General features: G+C 69.6%; 25 protein-coding genes. 20 read left to right on the top strand and 5 right to left on the bottom strand.

The window, feature by feature from the left end:
- Positions 1–91 precede the first annotated feature (91 nt).
- Genes C3Y15_RS02695 through argE form a run of 3 tightly spaced genes read left to right on the top strand, consistent with a single transcriptional unit; the run spans position 92 to position 2,377 of the window.
- Positions 92–547 carry a RidA family protein gene (locus tag C3Y15_RS02695; protein ID WP_011879824.1) on the top strand — a complete coding sequence of 152 codons (456 nt, stop codon included), beginning with the start codon at positions 92–94 and terminating at the stop codon, positions 545–547.
- Positions 544–1,221: a DUF1028 domain-containing protein gene (locus C3Y15_RS02700; RefSeq protein WP_124259737.1), complete on the top strand. Its 678-nt coding sequence runs from the start codon at positions 544–546 to the stop codon at positions 1,219–1,221. The genes C3Y15_RS02695 and C3Y15_RS02700 overlap by 4 nt, the downstream gene beginning before the upstream one ends.
- The gene (gene argE, locus C3Y15_RS02705) at positions 1,214–2,377 is read left to right on the top strand and encodes an acetylornithine deacetylase (RefSeq protein WP_124259738.1); all 1,164 of its coding nucleotides are present in this window, start codon (positions 1,214–1,216) and stop codon (positions 2,375–2,377) included. The genes C3Y15_RS02700 and argE overlap by 8 nt, the downstream gene beginning before the upstream one ends.
- Before the next feature lie 22 nt (positions 2,378–2,399).
- Here the strand turns inward: argE and C3Y15_RS02710 are convergent, their stop codons facing one another.
- Positions 2,400–3,323: a LysR substrate-binding domain-containing protein gene (locus C3Y15_RS02710; protein ID WP_034195632.1), complete on the bottom strand. Its 924-nt coding sequence runs from the start codon at positions 3,321–3,323 to the stop codon at positions 2,400–2,402.
- Between the two features lie 314 nt (positions 3,324–3,637).
- On the opposite strand from C3Y15_RS02710, the gene C3Y15_RS02715 reads away from it, so the two are divergent.
- Positions 3,638–5,059, top strand: coding sequence for a cytosine permease (locus C3Y15_RS02715; protein WP_045579553.1), 1,422 nt, complete (start codon positions 3,638–3,640; stop codon positions 5,057–5,059).
- A gap of 214 nt (positions 5,060–5,273) precedes the next feature.
- Here C3Y15_RS02715 and C3Y15_RS02720 read toward each other — a convergent pair whose 3' ends face one another.
- Positions 5,274–6,089, bottom strand: a complete 816-nt coding sequence (locus C3Y15_RS02720) for a family 1 encapsulin nanocompartment shell protein (protein WP_011879829.1) — start codon at positions 6,087–6,089, stop codon at positions 5,274–5,276.
- Positions 6,082–7,155, bottom strand: a complete 1,074-nt coding sequence (locus tag C3Y15_RS02725) for a Dyp-type peroxidase (protein WP_060715327.1) — start codon at positions 7,153–7,155, stop codon at positions 6,082–6,084. Before C3Y15_RS02725 ends, C3Y15_RS02720 begins: the two co-directional genes overlap by 8 nt.
- Before the next feature lie 491 nt (positions 7,156–7,646).
- On the opposite strand from C3Y15_RS02725, the gene C3Y15_RS02730 reads away from it, so the two are divergent.
- The 5 genes from C3Y15_RS02730 (at position 7,647) to C3Y15_RS02750 (ending at position 10,434) form a co-directional block, all read left to right on the top strand.
- A complete protein-coding gene (locus C3Y15_RS02730) occupies positions 7,647–7,904 on the top strand; it encodes a hypothetical protein (protein WP_043292589.1) in 258 nt (85 codons plus the stop codon).
- Positions 7,905–7,953: 49 nt separating this feature from the next.
- On the top strand, positions 7,954–8,223 hold the full coding sequence (locus C3Y15_RS02735; RefSeq protein WP_011879832.1) for a hypothetical protein: 270 nt from the start codon (positions 7,954–7,956) through the stop codon (positions 8,221–8,223).
- Positions 8,220–8,663 (top strand): hypothetical protein, encoded by a 444-nt coding sequence (locus C3Y15_RS32140; protein WP_224383405.1) that lies wholly within the window; start codon positions 8,220–8,222, stop codon positions 8,661–8,663. Before C3Y15_RS02735 ends, C3Y15_RS32140 begins: the two co-directional genes overlap by 4 nt.
- 200 nt (positions 8,664–8,863) lie before the next feature.
- Positions 8,864–10,069: a zinc-dependent alcohol dehydrogenase gene (locus C3Y15_RS02745; protein WP_046428944.1), complete on the top strand. Its 1,206-nt coding sequence runs from the start codon at positions 8,864–8,866 to the stop codon at positions 10,067–10,069.
- 29 nt (positions 10,070–10,098) lie between these two features.
- Entirely contained in the window at positions 10,099–10,434 is a 336-nt protein-coding gene (locus tag C3Y15_RS02750) for a ferredoxin (protein WP_011879835.1), read from the top strand.
- Between the two features lie 4 nt (positions 10,435–10,438).
- Here the strand turns inward: C3Y15_RS02750 and C3Y15_RS02755 are convergent, their stop codons facing one another.
- On the bottom strand, positions 10,439–12,028 hold the full coding sequence (locus C3Y15_RS02755) for an ATP-binding protein (protein WP_060042789.1): 1,590 nt from the start codon (positions 12,026–12,028) through the stop codon (positions 10,439–10,441).
- A gap of 256 nt (positions 12,029–12,284) precedes the next feature.
- On the opposite strand from C3Y15_RS02755, the gene C3Y15_RS02760 reads away from it, so the two are divergent.
- From C3Y15_RS02760 to C3Y15_RS02810, 11 genes are all read left to right on the top strand, one after another.
- On the top strand, positions 12,285–12,632 hold the full coding sequence (locus C3Y15_RS02760; protein WP_011879837.1) for a hypothetical protein: 348 nt from the start codon (positions 12,285–12,287) through the stop codon (positions 12,630–12,632).
- Positions 12,633–13,122: 490 nt separating this feature from the next.
- A complete protein-coding gene (locus C3Y15_RS02765) occupies positions 13,123–13,989 on the top strand; it encodes a BON domain-containing protein (RefSeq protein WP_059581667.1) in 867 nt (288 codons plus the stop codon).
- Between the two features lie 164 nt (positions 13,990–14,153).
- Positions 14,154–16,832, top strand: coding sequence for an ABC transporter transmembrane domain-containing protein (locus tag C3Y15_RS02770; protein WP_166677033.1), 2,679 nt, complete (start codon positions 14,154–14,156; stop codon positions 16,830–16,832).
- Entirely contained in the window at positions 16,774–17,301 is a 528-nt protein-coding gene (locus tag C3Y15_RS02775) for a hypothetical protein (RefSeq protein WP_043292740.1), read from the top strand. Before C3Y15_RS02770 ends, C3Y15_RS02775 begins: the two co-directional genes overlap by 59 nt.
- 191 nt (positions 17,302–17,492) lie before the next feature.
- Positions 17,493–18,242, top strand: coding sequence for an SDR family oxidoreductase (locus C3Y15_RS02780; RefSeq protein ID WP_011879841.1), 750 nt, complete (start codon positions 17,493–17,495; stop codon positions 18,240–18,242).
- Positions 18,233–18,844 carry an HAD-IIIA family hydrolase gene (locus tag C3Y15_RS02785; protein ID WP_011879842.1) on the top strand — a complete coding sequence of 204 codons (612 nt, stop codon included), beginning with the start codon at positions 18,233–18,235 and terminating at the stop codon, positions 18,842–18,844. Before C3Y15_RS02780 ends, C3Y15_RS02785 begins: the two co-directional genes overlap by 10 nt.
- On the top strand, positions 18,841–20,037 hold the full coding sequence (locus tag C3Y15_RS02790; protein ID WP_011879843.1) for a glycosyltransferase family 9 protein: 1,197 nt from the start codon (positions 18,841–18,843) through the stop codon (positions 20,035–20,037). The genes C3Y15_RS02785 and C3Y15_RS02790 overlap by 4 nt, the downstream gene beginning before the upstream one ends.
- Before the next feature lie 3 nt (positions 20,038–20,040).
- Positions 20,041–21,798 (top strand): carbamoyltransferase C-terminal domain-containing protein, encoded by a 1,758-nt coding sequence (locus C3Y15_RS02795; RefSeq protein WP_059460760.1) that lies wholly within the window; start codon positions 20,041–20,043, stop codon positions 21,796–21,798.
- A complete protein-coding gene (locus C3Y15_RS02800; RefSeq protein ID WP_045579557.1) occupies positions 21,785–22,786 on the top strand; it encodes a glycosyltransferase in 1,002 nt (333 codons plus the stop codon). The genes C3Y15_RS02795 and C3Y15_RS02800 overlap by 14 nt, the downstream gene beginning before the upstream one ends.
- Positions 22,783–23,859 (top strand): glycosyltransferase family 9 protein, encoded by a 1,077-nt coding sequence (locus C3Y15_RS02805; RefSeq protein WP_059456165.1) that lies wholly within the window; start codon positions 22,783–22,785, stop codon positions 23,857–23,859. The genes C3Y15_RS02800 and C3Y15_RS02805 overlap by 4 nt, the downstream gene beginning before the upstream one ends.
- Complete coding sequence (locus C3Y15_RS02810; protein ID WP_059460759.1) at positions 23,849–24,799, top strand: glycosyltransferase; 951 nt, start codon at positions 23,849–23,851, stop codon at positions 24,797–24,799. The genes C3Y15_RS02805 and C3Y15_RS02810 overlap by 11 nt, the downstream gene beginning before the upstream one ends.
- Before the next feature lie 9 nt (positions 24,800–24,808).
- Here C3Y15_RS02810 and C3Y15_RS02815 read toward each other — a convergent pair whose 3' ends face one another.
- A complete protein-coding gene (locus C3Y15_RS02815; protein WP_059460758.1) occupies positions 24,809–25,888 on the bottom strand; it encodes a sigma-54 dependent transcriptional regulator in 1,080 nt (359 codons plus the stop codon).
- Between the last annotated feature and the right edge of the window lie 48 nt (positions 25,889–25,936).

Genomic DNA, 25,936 nt, shown 5'->3' on the forward strand with positions numbered 1-25,936 from the left:
ACCGCGGCGCGCCGCGAGCGCGCCTCCATCCGCACGTCGCCGCGCCGCCGCAGGCGCGGCGCGCGAACCCACCGACATTCGAAGGACCGCGATGAGCCAGCCCACCCACACCCGTATCCGCATGTTCAACACGAAGGATACCTACCCGAACCAGACGCTCGACAACGACCTGTGCCAGGCCGTCAGGGCCGGCAATACCGTCTACGTGCGCGGCCAGGTCGGCACCGATTTCGACGGCAACCTCGTCGGCCTCGGCGATCCGCGCGCGCAGGCCGAGCAGGCGATGCGCAACGTGAAGCAGCTGCTCGAGGAAGCCGGCAGCGACCTCACGCACATCGTCAAGACGACCACCTATCTTATCGACCCGCGTTATCGCGAGCCGGTGTATCGGGAAGTCGGCAAGTGGCTGAAGGGCGTCTATCCGATCTCGACGGGGCTCGTCGTGTCGGCGCTCGGTCAGCCGCAGTGGCTGATGGAGATCGACGTGATCGCCGTGATTCCCGACAACTGGCAGCCGGCGCAGCCGCAGGCTCGGGAGGCGCAATGACGTTCTCCATCGTCGGCCGCTGCGCCGAAACGGGCCAGCTCGGGATCGCGATTAGCTCGTCGAGCATCGCGGTGGGCGCGCGCTGCCCATGGGTGCGGGCGGGTGTCGGCGCAGTGGCGACGCAGAACGTCACGCTGCCCGCGCTCGGCCCGCAGACCCTTGATCTGATCGAGCATCAGCAACTGGCGCCGGCCGCCGCGCTCGATCGCGCGCTGAACGCGAACGGCTGGAGCCAGTATCGACAGGTGACGGCGATCGACGCGCAGGGCCGCACCGCGTGCTTCACCGGCAGCGAGGCGCTCGGCACGCATCACGCGGTGCAAGGCGAGCAATGCGTGGCGGCCGGCAACCTGCTGACCGCGCCGGCCGTGATCGACGCGATGGCGCGTGCGTTCGAACACGCGCCGGGGCTGTTGGCCGAGCGCCTGCTCGCCGCGCTGCATGCGGCGGTCGCGGCGGGCGGCGAGGCCGGCCCGGTGCATTCGGCGGCGTTGACGGTGGCCGGCGACGTGACCTGGCCGATCGTCGACCTGCGCGTCGACTGGGCCGATGCCGATCCGATCGGGCAGCTCGATGCGCTGTGGCGCGCGTATCGCCCGCAGATGCAGGATTACCAGACGCGCGCGCTGAACCCGACCGCCGCACCGAGCTACGGAGTGCCCGGCGATGAGTGACACGTCGAGCCGTACGCTGCTCGCGCGGCTGGTCGGCTTCGCGACGGTCAGCCGCGATTCGAATCTCGCGATGATCGACTTCATCCGCGACTATCTCGACGGCTACGGCGTGTCGAGCGAGCTGTTCCTCAACGCAGAAGGCACCAAGGCGAGCCTGTACGCGACGATCGGGCCGCGCGATCGCAGCGGCATCGCGCTTTCCGGGCATACGGACGTGGTGCCGGTGGACGGGCAGGCCTGGACGGTCGAGCCGTTCCGGCTGACCGAGCGCGACGGCCGCCTGTACGGGCGCGGCACGGCCGACATGAAAGGCTTCATCGCGTCGATGCTCGCGGCCGTGCCGGCGTTGGTCGCTCGGCCGCTGCATACACCGGTGCATCTGCTGCTGTCGTACGACGAGGAGATCGGTTGCGTCGGCGTTCGGCCGATGCTCGAAGCGCTCGCCGGGCGCGAGCATCGCCCGCGCGTGTGCGTGATCGGCGAGCCGACCGGGCTGCAGCCGGTGCTTGGCCACAAGGGCAAGCTCGCGATGCGGTGTCACGTGAAGGGCGCGGCGTGCCACTCCGCGTATGCGCCGCTCGGCGTCAACGCGATCGACTACGCGGCGAAGCTGATCGCCCGGCTCGGCGAAATCGGTGCGGCGCTCGCGCGGCCCGAGCATCGCGACGAGCGCTTCGATCCGCCGTTCTCGACCGTGCAGACCGGCTTGATCAGCGGCGGCCGCGCGCTGAACATCGTGCCGGCCGAATGCAAATTTGATTTCGAGGTGCGGGCGCTGCCGAGCTTCGACGCGCACGACGTGCCGAGCCAGTTGCAGCAGTACGCGCAAGGCGAGCTGTTGCCCAGGATGCGCGCGGTGCAGCCCAACACCGATATCCGTCTGCAAGCGCTCGGCGCCTATCCGGGGCTTGCCACGGCGCCGGACAGCGACGCGGCGCGGCTGATCGCGATGCTCAGCGGTTCCGACGCATTCGGCACGGTCGCGTTCGGCACCGAGGGCGGATTGTTCGGCGCGGCCGGCATGCCAACCGTCGTGTGCGGGCCGGGCAGCATGGACCAGGGGCACAAGCCCGACGAGTTCGTCACGCTCGAACAGCTGCACGGATGCGACGCGATGTTGGGGCGTCTCGTCTCGCACGTCGCTGCGTCCGCGTGATCGTCGCGGCGGCCGCACGTTTCTACCGGCCCGTCTGCTCGACGATCTGCGCAAGCCGCTCGCGGCAGAAGTCGACGAACGACTGCGCCTGCTTGGTGAGCTGACCGCGCTTGAGCCGCGCGCTCACGAGCCCCGACGGGCTCACCGTTTCGCTGAGATCGACCGTCACCACGCGCCGGCCGTCGTAGGTGTATTCGGAATGCGGGCGCGTGACGAGCAATGAGAAACCGAAGCCCTGTCCGACCATCCCGCGCACCATCTCGATCGACGGCGATGCGAACACGATGTTCGGCGTGAGCCCGAGCTCGCGGAACAGGCTGACGAAATAGGTGCGGCTCGGCAGCACGTCGAGCAGGATCATCGGCTCGACGCTCAGCTCGCGCAGCGACACGTGCGTCTGTTCCGCGAACCGGTGGTTCTCCGGCAGCAGCACGTACGGCTGCTGCGCGGGCATCAGCGGCTCGGTCTCGATCGTCCCGTCGAGGTCGTGGTCGTACAGGAACGCGAGGTCGAACGTGCCGGCGGTGAGCCCCTGTACGAGCTCGTGCTGCTCGCCGTCGCGCAGCCGGATGTTCACGCCCGGATAGCGCTCGCGAAAGCCGGCGATCAGCTGCGGCAGATAGAGCGGCGCGACCGTCTCGAAGCAGCCGATATCGATCTGGCCGGTCACGACGTCGTTGTCGGCCAGCGCGTTCTGTTCGAACTCGTGCGCGATGCGCAGCAGCTCCTGCGCCTTGCGGTAGAAACGCGTGCCGCCCGGCGTCAGCGACACGCCCTGCGCGTGATGGCGGATGAACAGCTTCACGCCGAAACTTTCCTCGAGCCCCTTGATCGCGCTGGAGATCGACGGCTGCGCGATGAACAGCTGGCGCGACGCCTCGGCGACGCTGCCGGACTCCACCGTCGTCACGAAATATTTCAGTTGCCGCAAAGTGTAGTGAGCCACGAGCACCTCTGATACGCGCCGCGGCGGCGCGTGCCGCCGCGCAGCGCATGCTGTCCGCTGGATGCGTAGCACCTTACCCGAACCCGCGCGGCGCCGAAATTTCCGCTGCAGAGCTTTTTCGTATGTCTCGGAAATATTTTTAGTATTTTCGGGTCGCGACGCGCGTGGCGCACCATCGTCTCCAATCCGGATCGCGACAAATGCGCGCACGTGCTGCGCCTCGCCGCGCATCCGGACCTGATTGCCGGCACGCACGCTCGCGCGCCGGCCGACACGGCAGGCGCGCGTTACTGCGCACGACAGGAGACTTGACCATGACGACCGCGGATCGCAACGCGTCATCGATGATAGAGAAGCACACGATCGGCTACGTGCCGCCCGCGGAACGCCACGGCAACGTGCGCGACCTGTTCACGCTCTGGTTCGGCGGCAACATCGCGCCGCTGCCGATCGTGACCGGCGCGCTCGGCGTGCAGCTGTTTCATTTGAACCTGATGTGGGCGATCGTCGCGATCGTCGTCGGGCAGGCGGTGGGCGGCGTGCTGATGGCGCTGCATTCGGCGCAAGGCCCGCAGATGGGCATTCCGCAGATGATCCAGAGCCGCGCGCAGTTCGGCTCGTGGGGCGCGCTGCTGGTCACGGTGATCGCGGCGGTGATGTACGTCGGCTTCTTCGCATCGAACATCGTGCTGGCCGGCAAGTCGGTGCACGGCATCGCATCGTCGGTGCCGGTGCCCGTCGGGATCGTGATCGGCGCGGTGGGCTCGGGGCTGATCGGGATCGTCGGCTACCGGTTCATCCACATCCTCAACCGGATCGGCACGTGGGTGCTCGGCATCGGCATCCTGGTCGGCTTCTGGATGATCCTGTCGCACGTGAGCACCGCCGATTTCTTCACGCGCGGCGGCTTCGACTTCGCGGGCTGGCTCGCGACGGTCTCGCTGTCGGCGCTGTGGCAGATCGCGTTCGCGCCGTACGTGTCGGACTATTCGCGGTATCTGCCGGAAGACGTCGGCGTCGCGTCGACGTTCTGGGCCACCTATCTCGGCTGCACGATCGGCTCGACGCTCGCGTTCATCTTCGGCGCGGTCGCGGCGCTCGCGGTGCCGGCCGGCGTCGACACGATGGACGCCGTCAAGCAGGCGACCGGCCCGCTCGGCCCGCTGATGCTGGTGCTGTTCCTGTTGAGCGTGATCAGCCACAACGCGCTGAACCTGTACGGCGCGGTGCTCGCGGTCATCACGTCGGTGCAGACCTTCGCGTACCGCTGGATTCCGACCGCGAAGGCGCGCGCCGTGCTGTCGGTCGTGATCTTCGTCGGCTGCTGCTACGCGGCGATCGGCGCGTCGACGAACTTCGTCGGCAATCTCGTCGATCTGGTGCTCGCGCTGCTCGTGGTGCTGGTGCCGTGGACGGCGATCAACCTGATCGACTTCTACGTGATTCACAAGGGCAAGTACGACATCGACGCGATCTTCACCGCGGACGGCGGCGTGTACGGCCGCTTCAATCCGCAGGCGCTGCTCGCGTATGCGATCGGGATCGTCGTGCAGATTCCGTTCATGAATACGCCGATGTACGCGGGTCCGATTCCCGCGCATCTGGGCGGCGCGGATCTGTCGTGGCTGGTTGGCCTCTTGCTGACCTCGCCGCTGTACTACTGGCTCGCGACGCGCGACAGCGCGTACCGGCGCCGGCAGACGGGCGCGCAGTTGCCGTCGTCGTCGGCGCGGTGACGCGGTGAGTGCAGAGAGGGTCGGGCGAAGCGGCGGTCGCCGTGGTGGCGGGCGATGAGGCATGGCCGGTGCGAACCGGCCATGCCGTGCGCTTCGTCGCGGGTGGTTGCCGTGCGATCGGATCGCATGGCTGCCCGCCGTCGCCGCCGGGCCACCCCGGCGAGGCGCCCGATGCGTGCGACGCCGAGTAAGGCCGTCGCGCGCAGAGCCGACGTCAGACGGCGGCGCTGCCCTGCGGCGTGACGGCCACCGACGCCTCGCCCGTCAGCATCAGGAACGTGAGCGTCTCGCGCAGATACAGGCGCACGACCTTGTCGGTGTGGCTCGTATAGCCGATCGATACGTCTTCGCCGAGATGCAGTTCATAGTCGCCGCCGCGCGTGGAGAGCACGCAGCCGCCGCTGATCGCGGGCGCCCAGATGATCTCGCCGCTGACGATGCGCTTGATGTGGCCGAGGACCGGATAGCCCTGGTCGCGCGCTTCGCTCAGCGCCGTGTAGGCATCGGAGCCGAGCACGACCGAGTACGGGCCGTCGACGCCGGCGAGCCGCAGCGCCTCGAGCGCGTCGCTGATCGCGTCCGGATATGCGCTGACGTCGGCCGGCAGCGCGAGCTTGCGGTTCGACGTGCCTTCGCGGATGCCGACGATGCCGGCCGCGGCATAGCCGTCGAAGATCGCGCCGTCTTCCGCGAAGGCGAGCCGTTGCGCGGCATCCTTGGCCGGCTGCCAGTCGGCGTCGCGCGCGCCGCGCTCGACGCTGTCGATCGCATCGCGGCTCAGCTCGAACGGCACCGTCAGTTCGACGATCGTGCGGACTTCGCGTAGCCGTGCGCTCACCAGCTCGCGCGGGGCGGCGACGTCGCACAGGTGCCCGGTGCCGACGGCCGACAGCGCGGGGCCGGCCGGCCCCTCGACGTCGACCACGCGGCGCCCGGCCACCGAGCGCTTGAACGTGCGTGCGACTTCTTCCTCGATCTGCTGCCATGCGGACGCCGAAACCGGCGCGAGTTCGCGGTGCAGGTTATTCATGGATAGGAGCTCCTTTCAGCGATCCGATATTCAGCGAGCCGTCACGACGCGGCTCGGGCGATGAGGGGACGGGCGGCGCGACGGCACCGGCATCGGCCGGCGCGGCGCGATCGGCCAGCGTTTCCAGCAGGTCGGCCGACGGCACGAAGAACAGCGAGCCGGTGACCGCGCGGCTGTAGTCGAGCAGCCGGTCGTAGTTGCCGGGCGGGCGGCCGACGAACATGTTTTCCAGCATCTGCTCGATCGGCGCCGGCGAGCGCGCGTAGCCGATGAAATAGGTGCCGAATTCGCCGTAACCCGGCCGCCCGAACGGCATGTTGTCGCGCAGGATCTTCACTTCCTGGCCGTTGTCGTCGAGCGTGGTCAGCGAGCTGTGCGAGCACGACGGCTTCACATTCTCCGGCAACTCGATGTCGGACAGCTTGGTGCGGCCGATGATGCGCTCCTGCGTCTCGACCGGCAGCGCATTCCAGCCGGCCATGTCGTGCAGGTACTTCTGCACGATCACGTAGCTGCCGCCGGCGAAGTCGGCGTCTTCGTCGCCGATCACCGTGAAGTCGACCGCTTCGCGGCCTTCCGGGTTCTCGGTGCCGTCGACGAAGCCGATCATCGCGCGCTGGTCGAAGTTCCGAAAGCCGTGCACCTCGTCGACGACGGTGACGGCGTCGCCCAGCGCGCCGAGCAATTGCGTCGCGAGTTCGAAGCACAGGTCCATCGTGTCGGCGCGGATGTGCAGCAGGATGTCGCCCGGCGTTGCGATCGCGACGCGCTCGCCGCCGCCGAATTCGCGGAACGGATGCAGCGACGCGGGCCGCGGCTCGCCGAACAGCGTGTCCCACGCGGCGGCGCCGAAGCCGCACACGCACGACAGCTTGCCCTCCGGCACGCGCTTGCCGACCGAGCGCACGAGCGCGGCGACGTCGCTGCACCACGCACGGATGGTGTCGGCATGGCCGGCGCCGGGGTTCACGGTTGCCACGACGAAGATCGCGCTGCGCGTGATCGGACTGTGGACGGCCTGCGGGAGCGGGGAGCCGGTCTGCATCGCGGGCTGGCGGTCAATCATGTCGGGACGCGCGGGCCGCGCAGATCGCGGCACACGCAGACGAACGGTTGGACTGAGTCATGCGACGGTTCTCTTTGGGCTGTGTGACATGCGAATGAAGGACGTCGTGCGCGCATGGGCGGCGGGTGCTGTGCATTCGCCCGGCTTCGTTGCGCGCGCTGCGTAACAGCGTCGAGCCTGCAATCTAGCAGTTTCGACGGATCTTTGGAACATGAGGGGGGGAATGCGGAGGCCGCCGGGAGCCGTTGCCGCGATCGGCGGTGCGCTTCGGCCGGGCAGCTTCGGCGGGCGGGGCGTCCGATGGTTTCAGTCCCTTGCTGGTATGCCGAACCCGTGCGGCATTTAACGTCGGGCCGACCAATACGGCATGAAGCACGCCGGTCGGTGGCGTTGCATACCGGCCGAGCCGCGCGTCGTTAGGGCCGTATAGAGAATGACACGAGTGATTTATGTACAACGGCAATTGGACGCATCGCATCCAATGAACTCGCATGGACGAACGACATGAACGGAGAGCGCTGATGCCGATGAAGGCGATGCACGACAACAGCAAGGGAATCGGCGACTTGCGGGCGTTGAGCTACTCGCGCCCGGACACGGGTATCGCGGCGCGGCCTGAGGGCGGGCGTAGCCGGCGTCGCAAGATCGTCGCGTTGATCACGGCGGTGCTGCCGATCGCCGTGGCACAATACGTCATGCTGAATATCATAGACGCGACGCGGCCGGCTCACGTCGCGCCGCGAAAATGAATGCACGCGCAACTATCAAGATACCGGCTCGATAACGGAGAATCCCACGATGAAGCGTCTGCTGATGCTCTGGAAAACTGCGCGACACGATCTGCGCGTGTTGTACGGTGCGCTCGCTCACCCGGATCGTCCGGTGTGGCTGATTCCGGCGCTTGCGGTTGTCGCGCTGTACGCATTCGAGCCGTTCAACTTCGCGATGCCCGTGCTGGGTTTCGTCGACGACGGCGTGCTGGTGCCGTTGGCGCTCCACATGCTCGTCCTCGGGCTGCCTGTGTCGATGCGTCGCACGTTGGCACGGCCCCATCCTGAAGATGCTTGACAGTTGCGCGCGACACCGCGCAGTACACTGATTTTCAAGTCGATCCCGTAAGCAAGGCGACGATCGACCCGGAAGCCCTTGAATGTCACGCGTGGATTTCAAGGGCTTCGCTACGTGTGGCCTGCGTCGCAGCGAAGTGCCGACGTGCTGCCACCGTTCCAACGGAAATCGCAAGAACTAGCAAGGGGCGTGACACGAAGAACGACATCGGGTGTGGGTTCTTTCTGCCTGCATCGACGCGTAAGGAACTGCAGGAGGCGAAGCGTCAGGGCGGCATGCTCCTCGACGATGTCATCAAGCGCTTGCGTGTCGAGTATCCCGAGGCGTTCCATACGGAAAAGACGTTGCCCGAACGTCGCTTCGCGCTCAAGCCCGTCACCGACGAAACGCCTCATAGCGTGGAACGCCGGTATCCGCGTCACGACCACGACACGGCCTGAACCGCCGCGCCCGTCGGATGGCAGGCGGCGCCCGTTATCACCACGGTGCCGCCGATGGACCGCTGAATCGGTGCTTCGCGATCGACGTTTCACCTGCATCACTCCACTGCGTTGCCCCCCCGCGCGCAACAGGCGCGTGCTTTGCTCGAACAGTGCGACGGTCCCCGGACCGTTCCCACTTTCGACAAGGAGGGCCTGACATGAAAGCAGTGGTATTTCACGGCATCGGCGATATCCGCATCGATACGGTGCCCGACCCGCAACTCGCGCAGCCGACCGACGCGGTCGTGCGGCTGACGGCCAGCGCGATCTGCGGCACCGACCTGCACATGGTGCGCGGCACGCTCGGCGGCATGAAGCCGGGCACGATTCTGGGCCATGAGGGCGTCGGCATCGTCGAGGCGGTCGGACGCGACGTGCGCAATCTGAAACGCGGCGACCGCGTGCTGATCCCGTCGACCATCGCGTGCGGCAGCTGCGCGTATTGCCGCGCCGGCTACACCGCGCAATGCGACGTCGCGAATCCGGGCGGCCCGCGCGCGGGCACCGCGTTCTTTGGCGGTCCGGCCGACACCGGCGCATTCGACGGACTGCAGGCGGAATACGCGCGCACGCCGCTTGCGAATGCGAGCCTGATCCGCTTGCCCGATTCGATCGACGACGACCGCGCGATCCTGATGTCCGACATCTTCCCGACCGGCTACTTCGGCGCCCAGCTCGCGGAGATCAAGCCGGGCGATACGGTGGCGGTGTTCGGTGCGGGGCCGGTCGGCCAGTTCGCGATCGCGAGCGCGAAGCTGATGGGCGCGGGCCGCGTGTTCGCGATCGACCGCATCGCGTCGCGGCTCGACATGGCGTGCGCACAGGGCGCGGAGACGATCGACTTCGCCGAGGAGGATCCGGTCGACGCGGTGCTGCGGCTTACCGGCGGGATCGGCGTGGACCGCGCGATCGATGCGGTCGGCGTCGACGCGATGCGCGCCACGCATGGGCCCGCGGCGGCCGATGCGGACGCGGCGCGCGCCTTCGACACGGAAGTCGACGCGGTGGCACCGCGCCGCAAGCCGGACGGCCGCAACTGGGTGCCGGGCGACGGGCCGTCGCAGGTGCTGCAATGGGCCGTGCGCGCGGTCGCGAAAGCCGGCACGGTGTCGGTGATCGGCGTGTATCCGGCGCAGGCCCGCGTGTTTCCGATCGGCGAGGCGATGAACCGCAACCTGACGATCAAGATGGGCAACTGCAATCACCGGACCATCACGCCGCATCTGATCGAGCTGGTGCGCAGCGGCGCGTTCGATCCGGCCGCGGTGCTCACGCGCCGCGAGCCGCTGACCAACGCGATCGACGCGTATCGCGCGTTCGACGTGCGCGAGCCCGGCTGGATGAAAGTGAAGCTGACGCCCTGACCGATGCAACCATCACGAGGAGTACTGCGATGAACGAAACGAACGCTTCCTATGACAACTGCATCGCCGCGTGCGACGCATGCGCGCGCGCATGCGACACGTGTGCGGCCGGATGCCTCGCCGAATCCGACACGAACCCGCTGGCCCGCTGCATCGCGCTCGACATCGAATGCGCGCAGTTGTGCCGCGTTGCGTCGGGCGCGATGGCACGGCGCAGCACGCTCGCGCCGCAAGTGTGCGCGTTGTGCGCGCAGGCGTGCGATGCGTGCGCGGCCGAATGCGGCCGCCATGCGCACGAGCACTGCCGGCGCTGCGCGCAGGCCTGCGAAGCCTGCGCGGCGATGTGCCGGGCGATGGCGGCGTGAGGGTTCAGCGGTTCGCGTGAGCGTTGCGGGCGACGCGCTCCAGCAGCGCGTCGAGCACCGCCATCTCGACGGGCTTCACGAGGTGATCGTCGAAGCCCTCGCTCGCGGTGCGCGCACGATCGGTCGGCCGCGCATGGCCGGACAGCGCGACGCAGGTCGTGCCGGCCAGCGTATCCATCGCGCGCAGTTCGCGCAGCAGCGTGAAGCCGTCGACGTCGGGCATCGACAGGTCGACGAGCATCAGCTGCGGCGCGAACTCGCGCGCGAGCGCGAGCGCGTCGTCGGCGTTGTACGCGACGCGCGGCGCGTGGCCTTTCACTTCGAGCAGCACGGCGAGCGTATCGGCGGAGTCGCGGTTGTCGTCGACGACGACGATGCGCAGCGGCTCGGCAGCGGGCGGCGCGATGCTGCGCGCGCCTGACGCTTCGAGCGCGGTTGCTTGGTCGGCGGGCTCGGCCGGCAGCCGCACGACGAACGTCGCGCCCTGGCCGGGGCCGGCGCTTTCCGCGGAAATGGCGCCGCCGTGCAGTTCGACGAACGACCGGCAGATCGCGAGGCCGAGGCCGAAGCCGTCCGATGCGAGCGTGCCGGTGGCGTTGCCTTGGTCGAACAGGTCGAAGATCGACTCGAGCGCGCCGCGCGCGATGCCGATGCCGCGGTCGCTGACGCGAATCACGGCTGTGCCGTCCTCCATGCGCGCGCCGATGTCGATCTGGCTGCCGTATGGCGAGAACTTCGACGCGTTGTCGAGCAGGTTGTGCAGCACCTGCACGAGCCGCGCCGCATCGCCGCGCACGACGAGCGGCGCGTCGGGTACGTCGACGCGCAGGTGCTGCTCGCGCGCCGCCAGTTTCGGCTGGACGCTCTCCACGCCACGGCACACGAGATCGCGGATCGTCACCGGCGCCGTGTCGAGCTCGAGCTTGCCGGCGGTGATGCGGCCGACGTCGAGCAGATCGTCGACGAGCCGCGTCAGCTGCCCGACCTGGCGATGCACGGCGTCGCGGCACTGCGCGAGCGCGGGCGCCGGCTCGGGCAGGCTCTGCAGCACGCCGACCGAATGACGCAGCGGCGCGAGATGGTTGCGCAGCTCGTGCGCGAGCATGGCGATGAACACGCTGAGCCGATGCGTCGACGCTTCGAGTTCGGCGAGCCGCTTGCGCTCGGTCATGTCGCGCGTGATCTTGATGAAGCCGACCAGCTGGCCGCCCGGCCCGCGCACCGCGGTGATGGTCACGCTGGCCCAGAACCGCGAGCCGTCCTTGCGCACGCGCCAGCCTTCGTCCTCGAAGCCGCCGTGCGCGACCGCTTCCTGCAGCCCGAACGCGGGCCGGCCGGCCGCGATCGCTTCGGGCGGGTAGAAGCGCGAAAAATGATGGCCGAGGATTTCGGCCGGCAGATAGCCCTTGATGCGCTCGGCGCCCTGATTCCACGTGGCGACGTTGCCTTGCGGGTCGAGCATGAATACGGCGTAGTCGGTGATCGCGCCGACGACCGTCTCGAACCGGAATTCGGCGAAGCGGTGCAGGAGATCGCGTGCATCGGCGGGGCCGAGTGGCGGATGCGGGTCGGAAATGGCGTCGTCTTGTGTCATCGGAACGGCTAATGAAAGGGGCTCGCGCGAGCGGCGGCCGGCCGACGCCGGGTGCGCCGCTGCGGCAATTGTTGGAATCGAATGGACCCGGTCGAAACCATAAGGGTACTCAATTCCCCTGATGAATGGGTGCGCATCACGCGTGCCCCCTGCGAGCGGCCGGCCCGGCATGCCGATTGCGCAGCGCTGCCACCTGCCCGCTGCGGCCCGTACGGCGGCCTTCGGCGGCGCTTCACCGTTACGAGAGGGCATCGACATGAACAGCACACTGGACCCCGACAATGAGCCGATCGGCCCCGACGAGGACAACGAGCGACGCGGCCGCGATGGACGGGCGCTCGGGCCGAGCGACTCGTCGGACAGCGGCAGCGATACGGTCGGCGCGCGGCGTCACGCATTCGACGTCGATTCGCCGCTCGACCAGCACGCGCTCGAACGCGGCGACGCGGCGCTCGACAGCGACACGGACCGTGCGGGTACCGGCGAGCGCGCGTCCGCAGACGGCGACGCGGGGCTCGACGAAGATGCGGACATCGAACCGGATCACACCGAGCGGCTGAGCGAACCGGGCAATACCGACGATCCGGATGCCGGGTCGGTCTAGCGGGCGGCTTGCGATCGGTGCATGCGAAAAAACTGCAATCGCGTTGCAGATAGTGCGGCCTGGGTAGGGGCTTTCGATGACGGGCGGCCGGTGGGGTAGGTGGCGGTGGTCGGGTACGGCTTGGTGCAGGGACGCGTGGGCCGGCGGTATCTGAATGGCGTGCCTCCGGCGTTTTTGTAGGGACCGCTGGCGCGAGCGCCGGGGGCGCGGGCATCCGAGCACGCTGGGAACCGGAAGAACCGCAAGAACCGCAAGAACGCCGAGAACGCCGAGAACGCCGAGAACGCCGAGAACGCCGAGAACGCCGAGAACGCCGAGAACGCCGAACACGCCGACAACCGCCAGAGCCACATCGATCCCGTCACCGCATCGGTCGGCGCTGCCCGCAGCTGCAACGAATGCGGCACGCAGCTTGCAACCCTTGCATCGACGCGCGCCGCGATGCGGCATCGGGCCGTGCGTGCAACGGGCGCGAACCAGGAGAGACACCATGCAACGACGATATCCCGGAGGGCAGGGCGGCCGCAGTCGCTCGTCCGACTGGCAGGAGCGCGACGAACGCGCGTACCGGGGCGTGGGACGCGGTATCACCGACGAGCCGTCGCCGTGGCCGGAAGAAGCGTACGAATCGGCATACCACCGGTTCAGGAGCGAGGACGTCGGCCCGGAGGACTGGGGCAGCGAATGGAGCGAGCGCGCCGCGCGCTCGCCGGCCGAAGAACGCAGCGCCGGATGGCGCGATGCGCCCGCCGGCGCGCGCGAGCCGGGCCGCGGCTACGGCGAACGTCGTCGCGACCCGCAACGCGCGGGCGGCGAGCGCGGCGGAGAACCGCAATGGCGTACCGGCGGCTACCGCGGCGAACGTGGCTACGACCCGCGCGACGCACGCGACGCACGCGACCCGCGCGACGACCGGCCCGGCGAAGCGCCGGACCTGTCGCGTTTCGGCGGCGGCGCGATGCGCGCTCGCACCGGCCCGAAGGGCTACACGCGTTCCGACGAGCGCATTCGCGAGGACGTATGCGAGCGGCTGGCGCGCGCGCTCGAGATCGACGTGAGCGACGTCAGCGTGGAGGTTCGCGACGGCTGCGTCGTGCTCGAGGGCACGGTGCCGACGCGCTGGATGAAGCACGACATCGAGGATCTCTCCGACGACTGCATGGGCGTGCGCGACGTCGAGAACCGCGTGCGCGTGCGTCGCGACGGCGAACACGACACGGGCAAGGTGCTGCGTCCGTCGCAACGCACGGTCACGCCGACCCGGCCGAACCCGAACACCCGCGAGCCCGAGCCCGAGCCGGAGTCCGGGTCCGCCCGCCGCGACGAAAACGGCGCCGACCGCGAGCCGCGCCATTGACGAGCGATGCGCGCGACCGATAGACCAAGGACACCGACATCGTACGCATGACCAACGGGAACAACGGGACCGACGACCTGCTTCGGGGCACGGGCGACGATCGTGACACGCGCGGCGCCGGCGCGCGCGAAGCCGGCCGCGAGCGCCGCGAGCGCGGCCTGCGCATGCGCATCGCACTGGAGCTGTGGCGCGCGATCTGGCAGTACCGCGCGCGCGTGCTCGCCGCGGTCGCGCTGCTCGTGCTCGCGAAGGCGGCGGCCATCTCGGTGCCGCTGCTGCTCAAGGAGATCATCGACGGCTTCGCCGGCGCCGCGCGCCAGCCGATGGCGCTGCCGGTGTGGCTGCTGTTCGCGTACGCGGTCGTGCGCTTCGCCGCGAACGCACTGAACGAAGTGCGCGACATGACGTTCGTGCAGGTCACGCAGCACACCGTCGCGTCGTTCACGACCCGCACCTTCGGCCACCTGCATCGGCTCGGCGCGCGCTTTCATGCGCAGCGCGAAACCGGCGCGGTGGTGCGCGACCTCGAGAAGGGCACAGCCGGGATCGGCTATCTGCTCGGCGTCGCAGTGTTCACCGTCGTGCCGACCGCGATCGAGATCGGCTCGGTGCTGGTGATCGTGATCAGCAAGTACGGCGGCGGCTTCACCGCGATCATCCTCGTCACGTTCGCGGTCTACGCGGCGTACACGATCACGCTGACACGGCGGCGGATGCGTTATCAGCGCCGCGTGAACGCGCTGGAAGCCGAATCGAATTCGCGCGTGGTCGACAGCCTGCTGAACGTCGATACGGTGAAGTACTTCGCGCGCGAGGACGTCGAGCGCAGCCGCCTCGAGCGCGTGCTCGACGCGTGGCGCGACGCCGGCGTCGACAACCAGTACGCGCTGTCGACGCTGCATATCGGCCAGAGCGCCTGCATCGGCGCCGGCATCGCGGCGGTGATGCTGCTCGCCGGCCAGCACGTCGCGCGCGGCACGATGACGGTCGGCGATCTCGTGCTGATCAACGCGTACATCATCCAGATCAGCCTGCCGCTGAACGCGCTCGGCTTCGTGTTCCGCGAGGCGAACGACGCATTGACCAACATCGAGCGGCTGTTCGGGCTGCTCGACGCGCGCGGCAAGCCGGGCGAGGACGGCGACGCACCGGGCGCGCAGCCGCTCGTGGTGCGCGGCGGCGCGATCGAGTTCGAGCACGTCGACTTCGGCTACGAGCCGAGCCGGCAGATCCTGTGGGACGTGTCGTTCCGGATTGAGCCCGGCCAGTCGGTCGCGGTGGTCGGCGGCAGCGGCTCGGGAAAGTCGACGCTCGCGCGGCTGCTGTTCCGCCTCTACCAGCCCGACGCCGGGATCATCCGCATCGACGGCCAGGATCTGCGCCTCGTCACCGAGCGCAGCCTGCGCGACGCGCTCGGCATCGTGCCGCAGGACACCATCCTGTTCAACGACACGCTCGCGTACAACATCGGCTACGGCAAGCGCGACTCGACCCGCGCGGAAATCATCGCGGCCGCGCGCAGCGCGCAGCTCGACGCGTTCATCGAGCGGCTGCCCGACGCGTACGACACGCGGGTCGGCGAGCGCGGCGTGCGCTTGTCGGGCGGCGAGCGGCAGCGCGTCGCGATCGCGCGCGCACTGCTGAAGGCGCCGCCGATCGTCGTGTTCGACGAGGCGACGTCGGCGCTCGACACGCGCTCGGAGCGCGCGATCCAGCAGGAGCTGATGCGCGTCGCGCAGCACCGCACGAGCCTCATCATCGCGCACCGGCTGTCGACGGTCGTCGATGCCGACCGGATTCTCGTGATGGAGCACGGCCGCCTCGTGGAGCAGGGCACGCACGACGAGCTGCTCGCGAGCGGCGGCGTCTATGCGCAGATGTGGGCGTTGCAGGCGAAGCAGCGCGAGCTCGAGCGCACCGAAGCGAAGTTCGCGCGGCTGCCGGTGCGCATCAATCCGCTGGTCGCGCAGGTGCTCGATTCGCTCGCCGACGCGGCCGCGCAGCGCGCGGTGCCGGTGTTTCGCCAACTGGCGGACGAGGATCTCGTCGTCAAGGCCGACGCGGCCGCGCTGCGGCGTTTCGTCTGGGAAATGTGCCGCGCCGGCATCGACGCGAGCGGCGGCGGCCAGCTCGAGGTGCGCACCGCGCGTCACGACCCGGACGCGCGCATCACGATCACGTGCGCGGGCGTCGATGCGCCGGAGCTGTCGCTGGTCGATCTCGACCCGCTGCAGACGGCGATCGAGGAGGCGGGCGGCTACGTCGTGCGCGAACGCGACGACAACGGCCTGACGCTGCACCTGTCGCTGCCGATGAGCGCGGTCGCGCCGGCCTCGACCGACGCGCAGCCCGCGGGCGCGAAGCCGCTGGACGGGCTGCGCATCGCATGCGTCGACGATCACGACGAGGCGCGCGAGGCGCTCACCGCGCTGCTGCAGACGGCCGGCGCCGACGTGCACGCGTTCGCGTCCGGACAGGCGCTGCTCGACGATCTGTGGCGCACGCGGCGCGCGGAGTGGCCGGCGCTGCTCGTCTGCGACATCGACCTCGGCGACGACGAAGACGACGGCTATGCGGTGATGAGCCGTGTGCGCCAGCTCGACGCCGAGCGCCCGCGCGACGGACGCGCACCGCTCGAAGCGCTCGCGCTGTCCGGCCACGCGCGCGAGCGCGACCGCACGCGCGCGGTGGAAGCGGGATTCCATGCTTACCTGACCAAGCCCGCGGCAGCGGCCGACCTGATCGCGACGCTGCGCGCGCTCGCAACTTCCACTGGAGAGATACATGCCGAACCTTCTGAACCCGACGATTCCCGAAACGCCGACGCAGCAGCGCGGCGGTAGCGCGTTCGCCGACCGTCAGGCCGCGGTCGCGGCCGTCGAGCTGTTGCTGCCGACCTTGTCGGCGGCGTTGCAGAGCGACTTCGTCGGCGACAGCGGCTGTCTGCACATCGTCATCATGGACCCGGCGATCGGCCCGCATGACGCGGCGTTCGAAGACGCGATCCTGTATGAGTTCTCGCTGCCCGACCCGAAGGACTGGGATGCCGACTACCGCGCATACGCCCGCGCGAAGGCGCGGCTGTCGTGGGAAACCGGCCGCGACGGCCACGTCGTGCAGGCGCTCGAACCGTACCGGCTGCGCGCGGGCGACACGAACCTGTGGGGCGCGGTCGCGCAGCACGGCATCGTGGTGGGCGTGTCGGGCGCGCAGCCCTGGTTCGACGAAGCCTTCGCCGGCTGCATCGCGCACTGCCTGCGCGCGGTCGCGAAGCATCGCGCGCAGGCCACGCCGGACGCGCTCGCGATCTGAGCGCGCGCTTGCGGGCCGGTTTTTACAGCCGGTTATAAAAAAGCCAGCGGGCGCGCGCGCCAGCGCGATGCGGCGCGGGCGCCCCGGCAGTGGCACGCTTCTCGCTGTACTACCCCGCATCGACACTTGTTCCGACAAGTGTCACGGCCTCGATCCTCAGGATTTCTTCGAACCGCTTGCAGGAGGTATATGTGAACGCGACTCACGATTCAGCCCGACCGCCGCTCGCCGGCCGCACCGCACTCGTCACCGGCGGCGGCCGTGGCCTCGGCGAGGCCATTTGCGAAGAACTTGCGCAGTACGGCGCACACGTGATCGTTGCCGATCTCGACGGCGACCGCGCCGCAGCCGTCGCCCAGCGCCTCGCGCGGCACGGCGGACAGGCGATCGGACGGCCGCTCGACGTGCGCGACGAAGCGTCGGTGCTGCAGGTCGTGCACGACGCGCGCGAGGCGCTCGGCGATCTCGACGTGATCGTCAACAACGCGGCGATCGACGTGACCGCGCCGATCGACGACGTCAGCGTCGACGCCTGGCAGCAGGTGATGATGACCAACCTGTTCGGCCCGTATCTGATGTGCCACGCGGCCGTGCCGATCATGAAGGCGCGTGGCAGCGGGCACATCGTCAACATCGCGTCGACCGCCTCGAAGCGCGCGTGGCCGAACGCCTCCGCGTACCACGCGACCAAGTGGGGCTTGCTCGGGCTGTCGCATGCGCTGCATGCGGAGTTGCGGCCCGCGGGCGTCAGCGTCTCGGCGATCGTCGCCGGCGGGATGCGCACGCCGTTCCTGCTCGACCGCTTCCCCGACATCGACGAGGACACGCTGCAGCCGCCCGAGCACGTCGCGGCCGCCGTGCGCTTCGTGCTGACGCAGCCGCCGGGCACCGTCGTGCCCGAGCTGATGGTGCTGCCGATGAAGGAGACGTCATGGCCCTGACGCGCGAGCGCCGGCTGCCCGGCGCCGTATTGCTCGACAAGGACGGCACGCTGCTCGAGAACGTGCCGTACAACGTCGATCCCGCGCGCATGCGGCTCGCGCCCGGCGCCGCGCGCGCGCTGCGCACGCTTGGCGCGACCGGCATGCCGATCGCGGTCGTCTCGAACCAGCCGGGCGTCGCGCTCGGCTACTTCCCCGAATCGAAGCTTGGCGCGGTCCGTCAGCGTCTCGCCGAACTGTTCGAAGAGAACGGCGCGGCGCTGGCGGATTTTTTTTACTGCCCGCATCACCCGGCGGGCAGCGTGCCGCGCTACACCTGCGACTGCATCTGCCGCAAGCCGCGCCCCGGGATGGTCCGGCGCGCGCTCGCGACGCTCGGCGCACTCGCCGAGTCGAGCTGGATGATCGGCGACATCCTCGACGACGTCGAGGCCGGTCGCACCGCGCGCTGCGGCACGATTCTGGTCGACTGCGGCAACGAGACCGAATGGCGGCTCGACGCCGCACGCACGCCGCACCACGTGGTCGACCGGCTCGATCTCGCGGCCGACATCGTCGTGCGCGAGGTCGCGCGGCGTCACGGCACGTGGGTGCGGCGATGAGCACCGCCTGGGATCGTGCGCGCCGGATCCTGTGCGTGCGCCTCGACAGCCTCGGCGACGTGCTGATGACGACGCCCGCGCTGCGCGCGCTGAAGGACGGCGGCCGCGGCCGCCAGCTCACGCTGCTGACGTCGCGCAGCGGCGCGGCGCTCGCCGGCCACCTGCCGATGGTCGACGACGTGTGGACGTACGACGCGCCGTGGGTCAAGCATCCGGAAGCGCGCGGCGATCCGGTGGCCGATCTCGACATGGTCGACCGCCTGCTGGCCGGGCGCTTCGATGCGGCTGTGATCTTCACCGTCTACAGCCAGAGCCCGCTGCCGGCCGCGATGATGTGCTGGCTCGCGGGCATTCCGCTGCGGCTCGCGCATTGCCGCGAGAATCCGTACGAGCTATTGACCGACCGCGTGCCCGAGACCGAGCCGGAATCGCACGTGCGCCACGAGGTCGCGCGCCAGCTCGCGCTGGTGCGCTCGATCGGCGCGACGACCTCGGACTGGCGCATGGCGTTCGAGCCCGGCGACGCCGCGCGCCGCGCGCTGCACGCGCGGCTGCGCGCGGCGCTGCAACGGCTCGGCGGGCCGCGCGACCCGGCGCGCGCGCGCTGGCTGGTCGTGCATCCGGGCGCGAGCGCCGCGTCGCGGCGCTGGCCGGCCGAGCGCTTCGGCGAGGCGGCCGCGCGGCTCGCGCCGCTGTTCGACGGCATCGCGGTGACCGGCAGCGCGAGCGAGCGCGCGCTGGTCGAAGCCGTGTGCGAGCGCGCCGGGCCGCGCGCGGTGCCGCTCGCCGGCGCGCTGCCGCTCGGCGAGCTCGGCGCGCTGATCGAAACGGCCGACCTGCTGCTGTCGAACAACAGCGGCCCCGTGCATCTCGCGGCCGCGCTCGGCACGCCGGTCGTCGACCTGTACGCGCTGACCAACCCGCAGCACACGCCGTGGCGCGTGCCGCACCGCGTGCTGAACGTCGATGTGCCGTGCCGCAACTGTTATCGCAGCGTGTGCGATCAACCGGGGCATCCGTGCCTGCTCGGCGTGAGCGTCGATGACGTCGTCGCGGCGACGCACGCGCTGCTGCGCGGCAGCGAGCGTCATGCGCTGCGTGCGGCCGCGCGCGCCGCCGCACACGGCGCCGCGCCGGTCGCGGTGAACGCCTCGAACGTGATCCCCTTCGCGCACGCCATCACCAGGAGCTGACGCATGCCCGAACCCATTTATACGCTGGGTATCAACGCCGCCTTTCACGACAGCGCCGCGTGCCTCGTGCGCGACGGCATCGTGATCGCGGCCGCCGAAGACGAGCGATTCACGCACGTGAAGCACGCGAAGCGGCCGGTGCCGTTCTCGACGTGGGAGCTGCCGTTTCACGCGATCGACTACTGTCTCGCGGAAGCCGGCATCGCGCTCGCGGACGTCGATCACGTCGCCTATTCGTACGACCCGTGGCTCGAGCTCGATCGTCACGGGGCCGAGCCCGAACTGACGCTGCCGCTGCAGCCGTCCGCCCATGCGCCGCGCGCCGACGGCGCGTCGCCGTGGCATCCGCTGTTCCTGTCGTCGATCGTGAACGCGTCGCGCCAGCTCGCGGGCGGCGCGCCGCACCATCTGCAGCGGCGCTTTCGCGGCGTCAGGCACGACGGGCCGTTCCGCTGGCACTTCATCGAGCACCATCTCGCGCACGAGGCGAGCGCGTTTCTCGCGGCGCCGTACGACCACTGCGCGGTGATGACGATGGACGGGCGCGGCGAGCGCGCGACCACGAGCTACGGCCTGTTCGACGGCAAGTCGTACCGGCGCCTCGGCCAGGTGAACCTGCCGCATTCGCTCGGGCTGCTGTACGAGCGCGTCACGCACTACCTCGGCTTCCTGCATTCGTCCGACGAGTACAAGGTGATGGCGCTCGCGTCGTACGGCAAGCCCGTGTATGCCGACGAGATGCGCAAGCTGGTGCGCTACGCGGGCGACGGACGCTACGAGATCGTCGAAGGCGACCTCGCCGCGCTGTTCGGCCCGCCGCGCGAACGCGGCGGCCCGATCGAGCCGCATCATTGCGACATCGCGCATGCGTTGCAGCTGGTGCTGGAGGAAGCGACGCTGCAGGCGGTCGAATGGCTCGCCGCGCAGACCGGCGAGAAGCAGCTCGCGATGGCCGGCGGCGTCGCGCTGAACTGCGTGATGAACGCGAAGATCCGCGACCGCGGCCCGTTCGACGACGTGTGGGTGCAGCCGGCCGCCGGCGATGCGGGCACCGCGCTCGGCGCCGCGCTGTGGACCGACTTCCGGATCCGCGGCGCGCGCGGCGACTGGCGCATGGACCACGCGTATCTCGGGCCGTCGTACAGCGACGAGGCAATCGAAGCGTTCCTCACCGAAGCGCAGCTGCCGTACCGGCGGCTCGATGACGTCGCCGGACAGACGGCTGCGTTGCTCGCGGCGAACCGCGTGATCGGCTGGTTCCAGGGCCGCATGGAGTTCGGCCCGCGCGCCCTCGGCGCCCGCTCGATCCTCGCATCGCCGACCGATCCGGACATGCAGCACAAGCTGAACCGGATCAAGGATCGCGAGGATTTCCGGCCGGTCGCGCCGGTCGTGCTCGAAAGCCATGCGCACGAGTGGTTCCGGGGCGGCCGCCGCACGCCGCTGCGCGCGCCGTTCATGCTGTTCGTCTACGACGTCGCGCCCGGCGCCGAAGCGACGATTCCGGCCGTGCGCCACATCGACGGCACGGCGCGCGTGCAGACCGTCGACGAAAGCCAGCATCCGCTGCTGCATGCGCTGCTGTCGGAGTTCAACGCGCTGACCGGCGTGCCGGTGCTCGTCAACACGTCGTTCAACACGCGCGGCGAGCCGATCGTCTGCTCGCCGCGCGACGCGATCGAATGCTTCTGGACCTCGCCGCTCGACGCGCTCGTGATCGGTTCGTTCCTGCTGGAGAAGCCGCGACATGAACATGCGTGACACGCAACAGGCACCGGTCGTGTCGGTCGTCGTGCCGACCTATCGTCGGCCCGATCTGCTCGAACGCTGCCTCGACGCGCTGTGCGCGCAGGCGTTCGACCCGACGGCCTACGAGATCGTCGTGGTCGACGACGATCCGGCCGGCAGCGCGCGCGCAGTCGTCGATGCGTGCCGCGCGCGCGTGAGCGACGTGCCCGTGATCCGCTACATGAGCGCGCCGGACACGCAGGGGCCGGCCGGCGCGCGCAACGTCGGCTGGCGCAGCGCGCGCGGCGGGCTGATCGCGTTCACCGACGACGACACGATTCCCGACCCCGCGTGGCTGCGTCATGGTTCGGCAGCCCTGCTGGCCGAGCCGTCGGCGTCGGCGGCGGCGGGGCGCATCGACGTGCCGCTGCGCCCGCGGCCGACCGATTACGAACGCGATGCGGCCGGCCTCGCGCATGCGGAATTCGCGACCGCCAACTGCTTCGTGCGGCGCGCGGCGCTGGAGCGCGTCGGCGGCTTCGACGAACGCTTCACGCGCGCGTGGCGCGAGGACGCCGACCTGATGTTCGCGTTGCGCGAGCACGCGGGGCCGATCGTCGAGGCGGAGGCCGCGCGGATCGTCCACCCCGTGCGCCCGGCGCGCTGGGGCACCAGCATCGGCCAGCAGTCGAAGGTGTATTTCGACGCGCTGCTGTACAAGAAGCATCGCGTGACTTACCGGCGGCACATCCGGCCGACGCCGCCGTGGAATTACTACGCGGCCGTGCTGTTCGCGCTCGGCGCGCTCGGCTGCTTCGCCCTCGGCTGGCGCGCGGCCGGCATTGCCTGCGCGCTCGTGTGGGCCGCGATCACGGCCGCGTTTTGCATCAAGCGGCTGCGCGGCACGCAGCTCACGCCGTCGCACGTGGCCGAGATGATCGTCACGTCGATCGCGATTCCGCCCGTGTCGCTGTACTGGCGGCTGCGCGGCGCGCTTCATTTCCGGGTGTTCTTCCTATGACGCACGATTCGGCTTCATCGTCCGGTCCGACGCGCATCGCGGTGTTTCGCGCGCTGCAGCTCGGCGACATGCTGTGCGCGGTGCCGGCGCTGCGCGCGCTGCGGCGCGGCGAGCCGGAGGCGCGCATCACGCTGATCGGGCTGCCGTGGGCGCGCGAGTTCGCGTCGCGCTTCTCCGACTACATCGACAATTTCATCGCGTTCCCCGGTGCGCCGGGGCTCGCCGAACAGCCGGCCGCCGATGCGGCCGCACGCGAGGCCTTCGTCGCCGAATGCCGCGCGCGCGATTTCGATCTCGCGATCCAGCTGCACGGCAGCGGCGCGCACACCAACGCGATCGTCGCGTCGCTCGGCGCGGCGCGCACCGCCGGCTTCGTCCCGGCCGACGGCGGCACGACCGCGCTCGACTGCTCCATCGTGTGGCGCGACGACGAACCCGAAGTCACGCGCTACCTGTCGCTGATGCGCAAGCTCGGCTATCGCGACTGGGGCGATTACCTGGAATTTCCGCTCGGCGGCCTCGACTATGCGCTGTGGCACGTGCTGCGCGACGAGCATGCGCTCGAGCCGGGCCGCTACGTGGTCGTCCATCCGGGCGCGCGCATGGCGTCGCGGCGCTGGCCGGTCGAGCGCTTCGCGCGCACCGCGCGGCAGCTTGCCGACGACGGCTGGCAAATCGTGCTGACCGGCACGCGCGCGGAGCTCGCGCTGGCCAACGCGTTTGCGGAGCAGCTCGCGCGGCCGTGCGTGAACCTGTGCGGCCGCACGCCGCTCGGCGCGATGGCCGCGCTGATCGCGCGCGCGCGGCTGCTGTTGTGTAACGACACGGGCGTGTCGCACGTCGCGGCGGCGCTCGGCACACCGAGCGTCGTCGTCGCATGCGGCAGCGACACGGCCCGCTGGGCGCCGCTCGACGCCGAACGTCATCGCGTGCTCGCGAGCTATCCGGCCTGCCGGCCGTGCATGTTCGACACGTGCCCGTACGGGCACGAATGCGCGATCGCGATCGGCGTCGACGACGTGATTCACCAGGCGGGCACGCTGCTCGCCCAGGAGAGACGTCATGTCACGTAAACGGTTGCGCGTGCTTACCTGGCACGTGCACGGAAACTATCTGTATTACCTGTCGCAGACGCCGCACGATTTCTATCTCGTGACGCGGCCGCAGCATCCGCCCGGCTATGCCGGGCGCGTCGGCCATCTGCCGTGGGGCGACAACGTGTTCGAAGTGCCGGCCGAATGCGTGCGCGACACCGAGTTCGACTGCGTGCTGTATCAGCATCACAGCCACTACGCGCAGGATCGGCTCACACTGTTGAGCGACGCGCAGCGCGCGCTGCCGACGCTGTTCGTCGAACACGATCCGCCGCGCGAGCATCCGACCGACACGCTGCATCCGGTGCAGGACCCGAACGTCCTGCTGGTGCACGTGACGCCGTTCAACGCGCTGATGTGGGACAACGGCGTCACGCCGACGCGCGTGATCGAGCACGGCGTGCTGGTGCCCGACGACGTCGCGTATCACGGCACGCTGCCCAAGGGCGTGACGGTCGTGAACAACCTCGCGCGGCGCGGCCGGCGGCTCGGCGCGGACCTGTTCGAGGAAGTGCGTCGCAACGTGCCGCTCGATCTGGTCGGCATGGGCTCGGCCGAGCTGGGCGGGATCGGCGAGGTGCCGAACCCGGCGTTGCCGCAGTTCCTGTCGCACTACCGGTTCTTCTTCAATCCGATCCGTTACACGAGCCTCGGGCTCGCGGTGATCGAGGCGATGATGATCGGGCTGCCGATCGTTGCACTGGCAACGACCGAGATGGCGCAGCTCGTGAAGACCGGCAGCAACGGCGTGGCCGACACGCGTCCGGCCGCGCTGATCGATGCGATGCGCATGCTGATCCGCGACGCGGACCTCGCGCGCGAGTGGGGCGCGGCCGCGAGGCGCGACGCGCGCGAGCGCTTCGGGATCGAGCGGTTCGCGCGCGACTGGGACAGCGCGTTGCGCGACGTCGCGGCGTAGCGGCCGCGGCTACTGGCTTGCCGCGGTCGGCGGCGCGGCGGCGGCCGATGCGGCCGACCCTGTCGACGCGCCGGCCGAGCCGCCCGCCGTGGCGGCGCCGCTCGTCGCGGCGCCGGGCGCGCCGCCGCTCACCGCATTGCGCTCGTGCTCGGGCAACAGCGCGAGGCGGTTGTACAGCGTCTTCAGGCTGATGCCGAGCGCCTTCGCGGTGCGCGGCTTGTCGCCGTTGAAATGCCGCAGCGACGCGACGATGAAGCGCTGCTGCGTATGCGCGAGCGTCGCGCCGATGTGCAGCGTCATCGCGTTGTGACGCACTTCCTCGCGCGGCGGCTGGCGACGCGGCAGCTGCAATTCGATCTGCTCGTCGGCCAGGATGAACGCGCGCTCCAGCGCGTTGCGCAGCTCGCGCACGTTGCCGGGCCACGTATAGGCGCGCAGCGCCTTCATCGCCTGCATCGACAGGCGCTTGCGCGTGCGGTGCCGCGCATTCAGCCGGTCGATGATCTGCACCGCGATGTCGCCGACGTCGTCCTCGCGCTGACGCAGCGCGGGCACGTGCAGCGCGATCGTCGCGATCCGGTAGAACAGGTCTTCGCGCAGCCGGCCGCTGCGCACGGCATCGACCGGATCGTGATGCGTGGCCGCGACGATCCGCACGTCGAGCGGAATCGGCTCATGACCGCCGACGCGCATGATCGTGTTGGTTTCGAGCGTGCGCAGCAATTTGACTTGCAATTCCGCGGGCATTTCCGCGATTTCATCGAGAAACAGCGTGCCGCCGCGCGCGGCTTCGAACATGCCGACATGTTGCGCGACCGCGCCGGTGAAACTGCCTTTTTCGTGACCGAATAAATGCGACTCCGCAAGATCTTTCGGAATCGCGCCGCAATTGACCGGCACGAACGGCCCGCGCCGACGCGGGCTCATGTCGTGAATGAGCCGCGCAACGATGTCCTTGCCGGCGCCGCTTTCGCCTACTACGAGCACGCTGACGCGCGTGGCCGCCACGCGCGAGATTTTATGCAACAAATCCTGGATTGTTTGCGAGCGGCCGAACAGTCGCGTGCCGTCATCGTCGGATTTCGACATAAGTGTTATCGCTTTGGGAAGTTTTGACCGAAACCGTCGAGGCATGCA

It is taken from the genome of Burkholderia sp. B10 (assembly GCF_004368385.1).
In the GTDB taxonomy this organism is placed as follows: domain Bacteria; phylum Pseudomonadota; class Gammaproteobacteria; order Burkholderiales; family Burkholderiaceae; genus Burkholderia; species Burkholderia vietnamiensis.

What these genes read in the sequence shown, in the direction of transcription:
- C3Y15_RS02695 (WP_011879824.1), top strand. Translation starts at nt 92, where the DNA reads ATGAGCCAGCCCACCCACACCCGTATCCGCATGTTCAACACGAAGGAT.
- C3Y15_RS02700 (WP_124259737.1), top strand. Translation starts at nt 544, where the DNA reads ATGACGTTCTCCATCGTCGGCCGCTGCGCCGAAACGGGCCAGCTCGGG.
- argE (WP_124259738.1), top strand. Translation starts at nt 1,214, where the DNA reads ATGAGTGACACGTCGAGCCGTACGCTGCTCGCGCGGCTGGTCGGCTTC.
- C3Y15_RS02715 (WP_045579553.1), top strand. Translation starts at nt 3,638, where the DNA reads ATGACGACCGCGGATCGCAACGCGTCATCGATGATAGAGAAGCACACG.
- C3Y15_RS02720 (WP_011879829.1), bottom strand. Translation starts at nt 6,089, where the DNA reads ATGAATAACCTGCACCGCGAACTCGCGCCGGTTTCGGCGTCCGCATGG.
- C3Y15_RS02725 (WP_060715327.1), bottom strand. Translation starts at nt 7,155, where the DNA reads ATGATTGACCGCCAGCCCGCGATGCAGACCGGCTCCCCGCTCCCGCAG.
- C3Y15_RS02730 (WP_043292589.1), top strand. Translation starts at nt 7,647, where the DNA reads ATGGACGAACGACATGAACGGAGAGCGCTGATGCCGATGAAGGCGATG.
- C3Y15_RS02735 (WP_011879832.1), top strand. Translation starts at nt 7,954, where the DNA reads ATGAAGCGTCTGCTGATGCTCTGGAAAACTGCGCGACACGATCTGCGC.
- C3Y15_RS02745 (WP_046428944.1), top strand. Translation starts at nt 8,864, where the DNA reads ATGAAAGCAGTGGTATTTCACGGCATCGGCGATATCCGCATCGATACG.
- C3Y15_RS02750 (WP_011879835.1), top strand. Translation starts at nt 10,099, where the DNA reads ATGAACGAAACGAACGCTTCCTATGACAACTGCATCGCCGCGTGCGAC.
- C3Y15_RS02755 (WP_060042789.1), bottom strand. Translation starts at nt 12,028, where the DNA reads ATGACACAAGACGACGCCATTTCCGACCCGCATCCGCCACTCGGCCCC.
- C3Y15_RS02760 (WP_011879837.1), top strand. Translation starts at nt 12,285, where the DNA reads ATGAACAGCACACTGGACCCCGACAATGAGCCGATCGGCCCCGACGAG.
- C3Y15_RS02765 (WP_059581667.1), top strand. Translation starts at nt 13,123, where the DNA reads ATGCAACGACGATATCCCGGAGGGCAGGGCGGCCGCAGTCGCTCGTCC.
- C3Y15_RS02770 (WP_166677033.1), top strand. Translation starts at nt 14,154, where the DNA reads ATGCGCATCGCACTGGAGCTGTGGCGCGCGATCTGGCAGTACCGCGCG.
- C3Y15_RS02775 (WP_043292740.1), top strand. Translation starts at nt 16,774, where the DNA reads ATGCCGAACCTTCTGAACCCGACGATTCCCGAAACGCCGACGCAGCAG.
- C3Y15_RS02785 (WP_011879842.1), top strand. Translation starts at nt 18,233, where the DNA reads ATGGCCCTGACGCGCGAGCGCCGGCTGCCCGGCGCCGTATTGCTCGAC.
- C3Y15_RS02790 (WP_011879843.1), top strand. Translation starts at nt 18,841, where the DNA reads ATGAGCACCGCCTGGGATCGTGCGCGCCGGATCCTGTGCGTGCGCCTC.
- C3Y15_RS02795 (WP_059460760.1), top strand. Translation starts at nt 20,041, where the DNA reads ATGCCCGAACCCATTTATACGCTGGGTATCAACGCCGCCTTTCACGAC.
- C3Y15_RS02800 (WP_045579557.1), top strand. Translation starts at nt 21,785, where the DNA reads ATGAACATGCGTGACACGCAACAGGCACCGGTCGTGTCGGTCGTCGTG.
- C3Y15_RS02805 (WP_059456165.1), top strand. Translation starts at nt 22,783, where the DNA reads ATGACGCACGATTCGGCTTCATCGTCCGGTCCGACGCGCATCGCGGTG.
- C3Y15_RS02810 (WP_059460759.1), top strand. Translation starts at nt 23,849, where the DNA reads ATGTCACGTAAACGGTTGCGCGTGCTTACCTGGCACGTGCACGGAAAC.
- C3Y15_RS02815 (WP_059460758.1), bottom strand. Translation starts at nt 25,888, where the DNA reads ATGTCGAAATCCGACGATGACGGCACGCGACTGTTCGGCCGCTCGCAA.